The 13,057-nt window shown below is 46.5% G+C and carries 12 protein-coding genes; 5 read left to right on the forward strand and 7 right to left on the reverse strand.

The window, feature by feature from the left end; genetic code table 11:
• Positions 1 to 13: 13 nt before the first annotated feature.
• Genes menH through AACV12_RS03585 form a run of 3 tightly spaced genes read right to left on the reverse strand, consistent with a single transcriptional unit; the run spans position 14 to position 3,811 of the window.
• Entirely contained in the window at positions 14 to 802 is a 789-nt protein-coding gene (menH, locus tag AACV12_RS03575; RefSeq protein ID WP_170899943.1) for a 2-succinyl-6-hydroxy-2,4-cyclohexadiene-1-carboxylate synthase, read from the reverse strand.
• On the reverse strand, positions 792 to 2,507 hold the full coding sequence (gene menD, locus AACV12_RS03580; RefSeq protein ID WP_170899944.1) for a 2-succinyl-5-enolpyruvyl-6-hydroxy-3-cyclohexene-1-carboxylic-acid synthase: 1,716 nt from the start codon (positions 2,505 to 2,507) through the stop codon (positions 792 to 794). Before menD ends, menH begins: the two co-directional genes overlap by 11 nt.
• Positions 2,504 to 3,811, reverse strand: coding sequence for an isochorismate synthase (locus tag AACV12_RS03585; protein WP_047687865.1), 1,308 nt, complete (start codon positions 3,809 to 3,811; stop codon positions 2,504 to 2,506). Before AACV12_RS03585 ends, menD begins: the two co-directional genes overlap by 4 nt.
• Positions 3,812 to 4,028: 217 nt before the next feature.
• Between AACV12_RS03585 and AACV12_RS03590 the strand changes: the two genes are divergently transcribed.
• From AACV12_RS03590 to AACV12_RS03600, 3 genes are all read left to right on the forward strand, one after another.
• A complete protein-coding gene (locus tag AACV12_RS03590; protein ID WP_013856428.1) occupies positions 4,029 to 5,243 on the forward strand; it encodes a pyridoxal phosphate-dependent aminotransferase in 1,215 nt (404 codons plus the stop codon).
• A gap of 122 nt (positions 5,244 to 5,365) precedes the next feature.
• On the forward strand, positions 5,366 to 5,950 hold the full coding sequence (gene yfbR / locus AACV12_RS03595; RefSeq protein ID WP_029189779.1) for a 5'-deoxynucleotidase: 585 nt from the start codon (positions 5,366 to 5,368) through the stop codon (positions 5,948 to 5,950).
• 58 nt (positions 5,951 to 6,008) lie between these two features.
• A complete protein-coding gene (locus tag AACV12_RS03600; protein WP_170899945.1) occupies positions 6,009 to 7,334 on the forward strand; it encodes an anti-phage deoxyguanosine triphosphatase in 1,326 nt (441 codons plus the stop codon).
• A 49-nt stretch (positions 7,335 to 7,383) separates the two neighbouring features.
• On the opposite strand, the gene AACV12_RS03605 is transcribed toward AACV12_RS03600, so the two are convergent.
• A complete protein-coding gene (locus AACV12_RS03605) occupies positions 7,384 to 7,992 on the reverse strand; it encodes a tRNA-uridine aminocarboxypropyltransferase (protein WP_170898658.1) in 609 nt (202 codons plus the stop codon).
• A gap of 3 nt (positions 7,993 to 7,995) precedes the next feature.
• Here AACV12_RS03605 and rrtA point away from each other — a divergent pair, with 3 nt between their 5' ends.
• Positions 7,996 to 8,589 (forward strand): rhombosortase, encoded by a 594-nt coding sequence (rrtA, locus tag AACV12_RS03610; RefSeq protein WP_013856424.1) that lies wholly within the window; start codon positions 7,996 to 7,998, stop codon positions 8,587 to 8,589.
• A gap of 64 nt (positions 8,590 to 8,653) precedes the next feature.
• Here the strand turns inward: rrtA and sohB are convergent, their stop codons facing one another.
• Positions 8,654 to 9,715, reverse strand: coding sequence for a protease SohB (sohB, locus tag AACV12_RS03615; protein WP_026028277.1), 1,062 nt, complete (start codon positions 9,713 to 9,715; stop codon positions 8,654 to 8,656).
• 90 nt (positions 9,716 to 9,805) lie between these two features.
• On the opposite strand from sohB, the gene AACV12_RS03620 reads away from it, so the two are divergent.
• Positions 9,806 to 10,558 carry a YciK family oxidoreductase gene (locus tag AACV12_RS03620; RefSeq protein ID WP_170899946.1) on the forward strand — a complete coding sequence of 251 codons (753 nt, stop codon included), beginning with the start codon at positions 9,806 to 9,808 and terminating at the stop codon, positions 10,556 to 10,558.
• 133 nt (positions 10,559 to 10,691) lie between these two features.
• Here the strand turns inward: AACV12_RS03620 and AACV12_RS03625 are convergent, their stop codons facing one another.
• Both AACV12_RS03625 and mlc read right to left on the reverse strand, forming a co-directional pair.
• Complete coding sequence (locus AACV12_RS03625) at positions 10,692 to 11,636, reverse strand: chemotaxis protein CheV (RefSeq protein ID WP_170899947.1); 945 nt, start codon at positions 11,634 to 11,636, stop codon at positions 10,692 to 10,694.
• Between the two features lie 90 nt (positions 11,637 to 11,726).
• On the reverse strand, positions 11,727 to 12,944 hold the full coding sequence (mlc, locus tag AACV12_RS03630; RefSeq protein WP_013856420.1) for a sugar metabolism global transcriptional regulator Mlc: 1,218 nt from the start codon (positions 12,942 to 12,944) through the stop codon (positions 11,727 to 11,729).
• Positions 12,945 to 13,057 lie beyond the last annotated feature (113 nt).

Here is a 13,057-nt window from a genome sequence, read left to right on the forward strand (position 1 = left end):
TTGAACCAACGCGTTAGCATTGGCTGATAAATTTTTGAATAAGATGAGCAAATACTTCGGGCTGCTCATGATGGACATTATGCCCTGCAGCCCGCACTTGGCGATATTCGAAACCGCTTTGCTGTGCCAGATGAACAAACTTGCTGTCCTTCTCCCCACAAATATAGACCATTGGCAATGCGACTTGCTCAAGTTGTGCGAGCAGATAAGGCTGCTTTGCCAATGAAGTCGAAAGTAGCATGTGAGCCACTGCCACCCCAAGATTAGCACTGCGTTGAGTGACTAAAGTTTGTCTTTGCTCATGATTTAATGAAGAAAAAACGGGTTGATGATACCAATCGACCAAAACTCGCTCAATCTGCTCAGTTTGGAAACGATGTGCCCAATGGTGATCATTTTTCAATCGTTGCTCACGTTCAAAAGAACTCTGCAAGCCGAAGTTGCCACCCTCAACGATCAAACCTTGAATATTCAACGCCGAAAAACGCTGCATCGCCACGCCATACATTGCCAGCCTTCCACCAAGTGAATAGCCCACCAATACGATAGGTGTTTTTTCGCCAAGCTGCTTAAGCACGGTTGCAGAAATGTGAGCGCAGCACTCATCAAAGTCATCACATAAGAGAGAGTGACTACCGCCATGGCCGGGAAGATCAATCCATAATTGCGAGTATGGCGAAAGGAAAACCGCCGTTTTCGACCAATCTCGCCCACTGCCTAGTAAACCATGTAGAAAAACCAACACTGGCTCGACCGACGTCGAACCTGTGGTGGTGCTGCAATAAAAACGACTACAAAGCATAGACTTGCTGGGTAAATTGTGTGATTTGCTCACCGGCTTGCCCAGACGGCGTGGTCACTTCAACCAATAAGGTGCCAGTACCCTTCTGTAAATGTTCACGGACCAAGCTTTGATAAGCAGATAAGGTTTGCGGACAAGCATAACCTAAACGAAACTGCCGTGCGGCGTGTTCAAATTGGTAGCCATGGGGCATTTGGTACAAGGCGGTTTTGTGCGTTTTGGGAACGGGTAATAGATCAAAAATAGCGCCACCATCATTATTCACCACCACCAGCACCAGAGGCGTGCTGACTTGGCTAAGCAGAGCTAGAGAATTCAGATCATACAGCAATGACGTGTCACCAATAAATACCAACATTGGATTATGATTGGCTCGCTGTACTCCTGCGGCAGTTGCCACTAAGCCATCAATGCCCGAAGCGCCTCGATTGGAGTAAACCGAACGTCCCTCAATTTGAGCAAACATATCGGCTAAACGGACGAACAAACTGTTGCCGATAAATAGGTCGGCCCCTTCGCTACGCTCGGCCATATCGAGCGCTAAACCAATCTCTGTAATGGAAGAGTCACCGTTCAAATGTAATTTAGCCAGTTGGGCAATCTCTTGCGCCACACTTTTTATCCGATCCGACCAACCCGCTTGCGCCGCACCTAAAGCCGTTAATTTACCAATATGCCGATCGACCCAGCACGCAATATCAGTGACAAACTGCTGTTGCATCAGATGGCTTTGATTATTACGTGCCATTTGGGGTGAAACGTAAATATACTGCACGTTACCCGTGTAGGCATGGCTAGCTAGCCATTGAGTAAGCCGTTTTGAGACCAGCCGTGAACCGAATTGGATCACCACCTCACTTTCACTAAGCAGCTCACGTGCTCGCGCATTTTGCAACCATAAATCAAAATGCGCCCATTCGCTGCTCACACCTGATTGTGGATCACATAAGACTGGCCAGCCAAGTTTGTTGGCAAAATGCTTGGCCTTCTTCGCTTCAGCTAACGTCAACGACCCAAGAATCACCAGCCCTTTTTTACTCAGCCATGCAGCATCATCTAACGTTTTGGTTTGGGTTTGGTACTGGCGAGAGCTGAATGCTTGCTCACGCTGACGCCACGCTTCAATCACAGCCAAATAGTCCGCGTAGAGATCTACATCATGTTCGGCATAAAGTGGTTCGGGAAAAGGACAGTTAATATGTATTGCACCACCCATATAATCTTGGTTAGCCATAGCCTCATCCACTGTGGTTAACAACCAAGTCAATGGGATAGTCGTCGATGGACTGGGTAGATTCACCGCCTGCGTGACATGTGATGAGTAAATACCTACTTGATTGATTGCTTGATTCGCACCGCATCCCACGAGCTCAACGGGCCGGTCAGCCGTGAGTACAACGAGTTTTTCACCCGTGAGGTGTGACTCAGCAATCGCTGGCAGTAAATTAGCCGCCGCCGTGCCAGAAGTGACAATCACCGCAACTGGTTTTTGGCTCGCCTTAGCAAGACCTAAAGCAAGAAAGCCCAGCCCACGCTCATCAAAGTGAGTATGGATTGAAAGCTTGTGATTGGCGGCCGCCTCTAAGGTCAAAGGTGTTGAGCGTGAACCTGGTGCAATACAGATCTCTTGCACCCCAAGTCGAGTAAGCTCCTCAAGTAGCGTTTGGCTCCAAATTCGGTTCAGCACTGCTTGGTCATGCTTCATGACGCCACTCCTAGAGGAAAATGGTCGCTGATCAAACTCAGTAAGGTTGCCATTTTTTTGTCTAACTCTTGCCATTCATGCTCAGCAACTGAACCTGGAACAATGCCCGCTCCGGCAAACAGTTGGACCTGATTGTCCACCAGCAAAGCGCTGCGAATCGCCACACAAAACTCCGCTTGTTGATGGCTAAAATAACCGACTGAGCCGGCATACCAACCACGTGCAAAAGGCTCATTAGCCTGAATAAAATCCATCGCCGCTTTACGCGGCAGGCCAGCCACGGCCGCGGTCGGTTGTAACGCGTTCAGCAGTTGTACACCATTCACACCCTTTTTCAGCTGCGCATGGATACCCCGTTTTAAATGTTGCACTTTGCGCAAACGCACTAAACGGACGTCCTGTTCAACATCAACCCTTTCAGAATGAGGCGTTAACCGTTCAATAATGTCATCCACTACATATTGATTTTCATTAAGATTTTTACTGTCTTGAGTAAGCCAATGAGATAACTCCATGTCTTGGCTCGCATTTTCTCCCCGACCTATAGTTCCCGCCAGCGCTTCGGTATACAAAGTCTGCCCTTGACGAGCGTACAAACGCTCAGGTGTCGACCCCATAAAGCTGTGTTTTTGATCAAATGCTAATAAAAAATGAAAACTGTGATGATTGTGCGCCGCACTTGCCTTAAGCAACTGCGCCGCGCTTAACGGCTTATCTAAACTGAGTGTCGTTTGCCGCGCGAGTACCACTTTCTTAAACGCTTGATGACCAATTCCCTCAAGCACTTGATTGACCAACTGCTGCCACTTCACCTCATTAGGTTGATGGGTGACTTGTTTTATATGTGACGTCATACCACGTAACGGACTAACATCAAGTTGCAGTTTATGCAGTGCGACCAAGGTTCGTTGGCGTTCAGCGGTAATATTCGCCGCCAATGACCACTGACCATCACAGCAAATCAGCTCAATTTGCGGTAAAAAGAAAAATGAGGATAGACAACGGCGATTTTTGTCCGTATGCCCATCAAAAGAACGTCCACCCCAAACTCGCTGCTCCTGACCAAGAATAGCGTAGGCAGGTTCAGCCTCAGAAAAAGTATACAGCTGACCTAATGCCACGACTTCTTCGCGCGTATCGCGTGACTGCCAATAAAATTTAGGGAAAATGGGTTGCGCTTCAAGCCAATCAATTGGCGCGAAAGGGGGAGCTTCTTGCAGTATTTGTACAAAACGAACGTCATCATCCTTCGCGTCGTTTATTTGCTCGATTAACCGAGCAATAGCTTGATGAAAATGCGACAAATCGACCTCGAAAACATTGAGACACGGGCTCTACTGACGGCTACTCTATTTAGAGAGGGAAACGAAATCAAGGTTACGAGTTATCTTTTGCAGATTCCTGTGATAACGGGCATCCTCATCTGTATCCTAAAAGCGCACAGTGGCAGATTTTTATTCTATCAAACATCAATTTAGTGTAGTTTAATAAAGAAATTATTTATTTTTCAGGAATTATACAATGCAAAATATCGGGATGTCGTCAAAACTCGACAATGTCTGCTATGACATTAGGGGTCCTGTACTCAAACATGCTAAACGCATGGAGGAAGAGGGGCATAAAATACTGAAGTTAAACATTGGTAACCCCGCCCCATTTGGCTTTGACGCCCCAGATGAAATCCTAGTTGATGTGATCCGTAATCTGCCTACTTCACAAGGCTATTGCGACTCAAAGGGGATCTATTCCGCGCGCAAAGCCGTGGTGCAGCACTACCAGAAAAAAGGGCTGCGTAGCCTAGATGTAGAAGATGTTTACATCGGTAATGGTGCTTCAGAGCTTATCGTGATGGCGATGCAAGCGCTGCTTAATAATGGCGATGAAATGCTTGTCCCTGCTCCTGATTATCCATTATGGACCGCTTCGGTCGCCCTCTCCGGTGGCACTGCTGTGCATTACTTGTGTGATGAAGAAGCCGATTGGTATCCTGATCTCAACGACATCAACAGTAAAATCACGCCCAAAACACGCGGTATTGTGTTGATCAACCCCAACAACCCAACAGGTGCTGTCTATAGCCGTGATTTCCTGCTGGAAATTGTTGAGATTGCCCGCAAGCATAAATTGATCATTTTCGCCGACGAAATCTACGACAAAATCTTATACGATGGTGCAACCCATACGCCCATTTCAACACTGGCTGATGATGTTTTAATGGTCACTTTTAACGGCCTGTCAAAAGCGTACCGTGTATGCGGGTTCCGTGGTGGTTGGATGTTCCTTACCGGGCCAAAACACATCGCCAAAGGTTATGTAGCTGGTTTGGAAATGCTTGCCTCAATGCGTTTGTGTGCCAACGTGCCCATGCAGCATGCGATTCAAACCGCATTAGGTGGCTATCAAAGTATCAATGAGCTGATTTTACCCGGCGGCCGACTACTCGAACAGCGCGACCGCGCGTGGGAATTGATCAACCAGATCCCCGGCGTCTCATGTGTCAAACCTAAAGGAGCCATGTACCTGTTCCCGAAAATCGACACGAAAATGTACAGCATTAAAGATGACCAAAAAATGGTGCTCGACTTCTTAAAACAAGAGAAAGTGCTATTGGTTCAAGGAACGGGCTTTAACTGGCCAAAACCGGACCACTTCCGCATTGTCACCTTACCGCATATTGAAGATTTGGAAATTGCCATTGGCCGCTTCGAACGTTTCTTATCGACCTACAGTCAGTAGCATTCTGACGTAAACTTCCATATGCTAAACGGGCGCACTTTTCGATACTGGAAAGTGCGCCCGTTTTCTTTTAATCGCCAATTTTTCTCTTGGCCCCCGACACAGCAAGGATGTTTATTGCAATGAAAGAGAGTCACTTTTTTGCTCACTTAGCCCGAATGAAGTTAATTCAACGCTGGCCTTTAATGCGATCCATCTCCAGTGAAAATATCTCTGAACACAGCCTACAAGTGGCATTTGTCGCTCACGCTTTAGCCGTAATCAAAAACAAAAAATTTGGCGGCAAGGTCAACCCTGAACGGATTGCGATTTTAGGTATGTACCACGATACCAGTGAAGTGTTGACGGGCGATCTTCCGACACCAGTTAAATACTACAACCCCGATATTGCGAAAGAATACAAAAAGATAGAAGCCGCCGCCGAACAAAAACTGCTCTCGATGTTGCCTAAAGAGCTGCGTGAGGATTTTGCTCCATATCTCGTTTCAGACGCCGCGCACCCTGAAGATGTGGCGATAGTCAAACAGGCAGATTCACTCTGCGCCTATCTCAAATGCTTAGAAGAACTCAGTGCGGGCAACCATGAATATGCGCTGGCCAAAAAACGTTTAGACGTCACCTTGCGAGATCGCCATACACCTGAGATGGAGTATTTTCTCAATACCTTTGCCCCTAGTTTCGAATTAACGCTGGACGAGATCAGCTAACTCACGCTAAGTTACTTGTTAAGTGTTTGAAAAACATAAATGTACTGCAGGAGATGGCATGGATATATCCATTGACCCCAAATGGCTTGAACGCCAAGATGATGAGCATAAAATCCGCCGCGATGATCACCGCAGCCCTTTCCAACGCGATCGGGCACGTATTCTTCACTCGGCTGCATTTCGTCGCTTGCAAGCCAAAACTCAAGTACATGGCACTAGCTTGAATGATTTCCATCGCACTCGCCTCACTCACTCCTTAGAAGCCGCGCAACTCGGCACTGGTATAGTGGCGCAAATTAAACTCAAGCAACCAGAGTTTCGTGATTTGCTGCCTTCGGATAGTTTGATCGATTCCTTATGCCTAGCGCATGATATCGGTCACCCTCCTTATGGTCATGGCGGCGAAGTGGCGCTCAATTATATGATGCGCGATCACGGCGGCTTTGAAGGCAACGCGCAAACCTTCCGTATTGTGACTAGCTTAGAGCCTTACACCGAACACCATGGTATGAACCTGTCACGCCGCACTGTGCTGGGGTTATTAAAATACCCTGCGCTGCTGAGCCAAACTCGCGCCGTACAGCAACCCAATGCAGTCGCTCACCAGCGTCAGTTGAAAGCTAAAGAGTGGTCGCCGGCTAAGGGAATATACGATTGCGATCACGCGATTTTTTCTTGGGTAACAGAGCCGCTCTCTGCGCAAGATAAAGCTCTACTCAGTCAAATGCGTGGTCAGCCCACAACGCCTTATCAACATCACAAGACTCGCTTTAAATCACTCGATTGCTCAATCATGGAGCTGGCCGATGACATTGCCTACGGCGTGCACGATTTAGAAGATGCCATCGTGCTTGGCATGGTGACTCGCCAACAGTGGCAAGAGGCCGCGGCCTCGAAACTGGCCGAATGCGGCGATGCGTGGTTTGAAGAACACATCGCTTCCATCAGTGAAATGCTGTTTGCAGGCAAACATTACCGTCGTAAAGATGCGATTGGCGGGATTGTTAATGCGCTACTGACTAGCATTCATATTCAAGCCGTTGATGCGCATTTTGAGAATGAATTACTCGCCTTCAACGCCTATTTAGAACCCAATATGGCCGCCGCGCTGGAAGTACTGAAATCATTTGTGAGCCAATATGTGATTCAAATTCCGCAAGTGCAGCGTTTTGAATACAAAGGCCAGCAGATCATCATGGATCTATTTGAAGCGCTAAGCGCCGATCCTGAACGCTTACTGCCAGAAACAACGCGCGGTAAGTGGCAAGCCCAAACCAATGAAAACGATGGTATGCGCGTTATCTGTGACTATATTTCGGCTATGACCGATGGCTATGCGCAAAGGCTCCATCAACAACTCTTCTCTGCTCATAATCACTATTAATGGCTGGTTGAGTGGTAGCTTCTGCCATCATTACTCACTGATATAGCGGTTACTCGCTGATATAGTTTTGCTTAAAAACCCCAGCTGGCATTTGGCTAATTTGAAAGGCAACCATCGCATCAAAAGCATCAAGGAGCGGTTGAAAACTTTGCCGAGGCTCAAGCAATGACAAGATATGAAAACCAGCTTCAACAGTTGATAAGCTGTTTTCACTCGGTGCCTTGCGAATGCGATAATTGCCTTTGAGATCGGTCGGCAAGTGCAAACACGGTAGCGAATGTAAATTGCTCGAGAGTTGCCACATTTTATACGCTTTCTTCCAAGTACCATCGAGTAAAATAACTCGTACTTTTCTGGTATCAGCATTGATATTCATAGCCGACACGGGCTGCGCAGTCTCATGCGGGTAAAGTACATAGTTGAGCACATCCGGCTCAGCTAAGCACTCATTCAGCTGAGTGTGCTGGCTAAAATCTTCGGCAACAAAGCGCCTGCAATTCGCTAAAGATAAATCGAGAATTCTGGCTGTGCCCATTGGGCGATGTTCTTCTGTCGGATGTTGAAGAATGATAAGCTCGACCGACGAGGAAAGCGGTACGATCAAAGAACAGATGCAGGCTTTTCGCGCTTTACCACATTGAGAACAGTATCGAGACATAACGTGAATTACTTTCGCCTTTGCTTACTAAACATAAACCATCAAAAAAATCGTTATTTTGCACTACTTGCTATCAGCTTGGTCTGCTTGGGGTTACAATGGCCGCCACTGGCCGCCCTTAGTGCGTGGAATCGGCCTGCCATTGAAGCGGGCCAATGGTGGCGGATCCTAACAGGAAATTTCACACACACCAACTTTACACATCTTGGTATGAACCTCGCAGGGCTGTGGATTATCCATTTTGTGTTTCAGCCGAGCAGTAAAAAATGGTTAATCAGCCTTCTGGCAACCAGCCTGATGGTAGGCATCAGCCTTTTTTTGAGCCGTATGCAAGTCTATGTCGGCCTTTCAGGCGCGCTCCATGGAATGTTTGCCTATTTGGCGCTGCAAGAAGCACTGCAAGGGCGTCGCAGCAGTTGGCTGTTGGTGGTTGGTGTTATTGTCAAAGTTGTCTGGGAGCAAATTTTCGGCGCTTCAAGTAACACCAGTGAGCTTATTAATGCACGCGTGGCTATCGAAGCGCATTTAGCAGGCATGTTGGCCGGGTTGATACTCGCCATCGGTGAATGGCTGAGATCAAAAAAAACGGAGAAGTAACGCACTTCTCCGCTTAATACTCTCCGAAAAATAATCTGCCTGCTTCGAGAAAGACGCGCCTAACCTAAACGATTGGCCGTTGACCGCGACTGATCAATTTCAGCAACACACTATCAGCCGCTTCGCCCGCAACACCAGCCAATTTATCAGTCAGTTTTTTCTTCTGCACATAATGGATTGCCAGTACCGTTTTATCTTTACACGCAGCAACCACTAAGTCGTCAGAAGTTTTGATCTCATCGACTAAACCGAGCTCTTGAGCTTGAGTACCAAACCAGTGTTCGCCAGTGGCCACTTTCTCAAGGTCAAGCGCTGGGCGATGCTCGCGGATAAAATCTTTAAACAGTTCGTGAGTCTCTTCGAGTTCTTGCTTGAACTTATCGCGCGCTTTATCACTGTTTTCACCAAACATAGTCAGCGTGCGTTTGTATTCACCTGCGGTCAATTGTTCAAATTCAATATCATGTTTTTTAAGCAGTTTATTAAAGTTAGGTAGTTGCGCGATAACGCCAATGGAACCGACAATCGCAAAAGGAGCGGCCACAATTTTATCAGCAATACACGCCATCATATAACCACCGCTGGCGGCCACTTTATCAACTGCGATGGTTAGGGGTAACCCAGCCGCTTTAATGCGATCGAGCTGCGAAGAAGCCAAACCATAACCATGCACCATGCCACCGCCAGTCTCTAAACGCAGCAACACTTCATCACCTTGACGAGCAACGGCGAGAATGGCGGTCACTTCCTCGCGTAGCGAACTCACTTCTTTGGCATCAATACTGCCGTTGAAATCCAAGACAAAGAGATGCGGTTCACGTTTGGTATCTAGCGCTCCCTCTTTGGCCGCTTTTTTGATCGCTTTGTCACGTGCTTTGTTTTTCTCTTTTTCGCTTTTCTTTTCTGCTTTATCGCGAGCCTTCAAGAAAGCATCATCGTGCAGATGGTGTTCCATTTGCTCGACCATTTCTTTATGACGCTCGGTTAAATTCACTACTTCCAGCTCGCCTTTCTGCGCGCTGTTTTTTCCGCCCACCGATTTCACAATGACCAATAGCACAACAAGAGCGACGACGATTGTCGCAATCTTGGCCAAAAATAGGCCGTAGTCCAATAAAAATTCCAACGTCCTAATCCTCATAGGTTTTGATTTGGTGTATTGTAACCACCTTGTCACGAAGACTTAAAGCAAATCATAACAATAAGGAAGCACAAGGTGGATTATTCAGTTTCTGCAGATGCCCTCAAAGATAGAGTCATTTTAGTTACAGGTGCTGGCGACGGTATCGGTAAACAAGCCGCCATCAGCTATGCAGCCCACGGCGCAACCGTCATTTTGCTCGGCCGCACGGTGAAAAAGTTAGAACAAACTTATGATGAGATAGAAAACGCTGGCTACGCAACACCTGCGATTGTTCCGCTGGACATGAAAGGAGCCACCAAGCAACATTACCTCGATATGATCGATACCATTGCAGAGCAGTTTGGTCGCTTAGATGGTGTGCTACATAACGCGGGGCTTTTGGGTGCGATCAGCCCGTTTGATCAGATCGGTGAAGATTCTTATGACGATGTCATGCAGGTCAACGTCAAAGCGCAATTCTTACTCAGCCAAGCGGCGCTGCCATTGCTGCACAAATCTCCAGATGCGCGGATTGTATTTACGTCTTCAACCGTAGGCCATGATGGTCGTGCTTTTTGGGGCACTTATGCTATGTCAAAATTCGCCACAGAAGGGATGATGCAAGTGCTAGCTGATGAGCTAAGCAACACGTCAATTCGAGTGAATGCAATTAATCCCGGTGGCACGCGCACTGGCATGCGCGCTAAAGCTTATCCCGCTGAAGATGTGGAGTTGTTGAAAACGCCTAAAGATATCATGCCGCTTTATCTCTATTTAATGGCGCCGGAAAGCCAAGCCGTGAATGGTCAATGTATCGATGCACAACCGAAAAAAGTAATGGCTTAGCTTTTTCTTAATCTTTCAATGCCTTGCCTCATCAGCAAGGCATTGTCGTTTGAGGTGAACGTTACTATTTTATGTCGGCACATTACATTAGAGACGACAGAGACGACTTTATTGTAATGATGGCTAAAAAGTCTTACAAAAGCACATCACGTAATCGGTCTTGTGCCACTTGTACTAATAAATCGGGTTGGAATTTAGAGATAAAACGATCACAACCCACTTTTTGTACCATGGCTTCATTAAAGCTGCCACTGAGTGACGTGTTTAACGTAATAAATAGTGATTTCATTCTCGGATCATTACGGATCTCGGAAGTCAGTTTATAGCCGTCCATTTCTGGCATTTCAGCATCGGTGATCATCAGTAAAAGCTCACTCGTTACATCTCTTCCTTCATCGCTCCACGACTTCAGAAGATTCAATGCTTCTAAGCCATCTCTGCATTCGACAATTTCCAAACCAAGCTGTGAGAGCGTCCCTTTTATTTGGTTACGAGCCGTTGAAGAATCATCCACAATCAGAATTTTTCGCCCGACCATCTCCGCAACCAAATCATGATCAAGAATGCCTTCTGAGATAGAAACGTCATAATCAATAATCTCAGCTAACACTTTTTCAACATCAATGATTTCAACAATATGGCTACTGTTGACCTCTTTAACATGGGTGATAGCGGTAAGGTAATTAGAACGGCCAGCTAAACGCGGTGGTGGCTGAATTTCAGTCCATGCGGTATTGATAATATTGCGAACTTGCCCAACCAAAAAACCTTGAATGGTTCGATTGTACTCAGTGATGATGAGGTTCTGTTCCTGGCTATCCAAGCGAGATGGAGGAAAACCGATCGCACTGCGCAAATCAATGACAGGAACTGGCACTCCCCTCAATGAGGCTACACCCGTAATATTATGATGAGAACCGGGCAATTTCGTTAACTGAGGAACTTTGATCACTTCCCTCACCTTAAATACATTGATCGCAAAAATTTGCCGGCTATTTAAGCTGAATAAAAGCAACTCAAGTCGATTCTCTCCGACAAGATTGGTGCGCTGGTCAACCGTATTTAAAACACCTGACATACGAAATCCCGAAAATTATAGTGAACTCACATAACAGTATAGCCATATGGGTTAATTGTAAAAAATATAAATGATCTAACCGCGAAAAAATTAACCTTCGACAACTTTCATCAGCAAAAGTCCATCATAGAGAGCTTGTTTAATCAAAGCCGCACCGGGCATGGTTGCCTGTTTATAAAAACGTGATTCCACTAATTCGAGATCTTGATGATAGACAGGTAAGCTCTGCTCTTCGATGCATTTTTGCAATGCAGGGTATAACACGTTCTTAGCTTGGTTAATAACACCACCGATAAGAATTTTTTCTGGGTTAAACAGGTTGATCACAATTGCGATTGCGGCCCCTAAATAACGCCCTAGTTTCTCTATCACATCCACCGCTAATGGGTCACCCTCTGCTGCGGCTTCACAGATATCTTCGATGGTGATTTCACTGTGCTCAGTCAATGATGAAACCTCACCGTTTGCAATACGCAGCGCCACTTCTTCACGAATTGCTTGCGAACTGGCGACTGTCTCCAAACAGCCAATATTGCCACAATGGCAACGTTTACCGTGCGGATCAATTTGGATATGACCTAACTCACCGATATTCCCGTGCCGACCTTGCAACACCCTGCCATCAAGGATAATGCCGGCCCCTAAACCGTGGTGAATAGAGATAAGAACTGAATTTTCATTGCCTTGCGAATGGCCAAACAACTTTTCAGCCAGTGCCCAAGCTCGGGTATCATTCGCCACAAATACAGGTAGGCCCGTCGCCTTATAAATTTCAGGACCAAGAGCCAGATTTTCCACATTGTAATGAGGCATCTGCAGTACAATCCCTTGCTCTGAATTCACTAAACCGGGCAAGGTAATTGCGATACTCGTCACTCGATCCAATTGCGACGAGTAGGTTTGAAAAAATTCTTCAATTTCGTAAAGCAACCTAGCGAGCACGTCATCTTGGTCTAGCTCATGGATCTCAATTTTGGTGTCGATCAACACTTCACCACCCAACTCATGCAGGGCAATAATTAGGTAACCACGCCCTAAACGCATGGATAAAAATTGCCATCCCTCATTATTGGTTTGTAAACCAACGGCTGGGCGGCCACGGCTGATCGCTTCTTGTACTGTCGTTTCATGGATTAAATGAGCTTCAATTAACTCACGAGTAATTTTGGTAATACTTGCCGGAGCAAGCTCACTCTCCTTCGATAAATCGATGCGAGAAATGGGACCTTTTTGGTCAATGAGTTTATATACACGACCAGCATTGACCTGTTTGATATGATCAATATGGCCTGGTTGCGCCATATACATTGGGAGCTCCAGAAATCAATAACATGCCAATTTTTTTACTTTGCGAAGTAATTGTGAAGCGCTTTAGTATATTGCCGTGACAAGCATCACGGATATACCTAGATCTTCGTGTA

Source organism: Vibrio sp. 2-2(8), assembly GCF_963888495.1.
Taxonomy (GTDB): Bacteria; Pseudomonadota; Gammaproteobacteria; order Enterobacterales; family Vibrionaceae; genus Vibrio; species Vibrio anguillarum.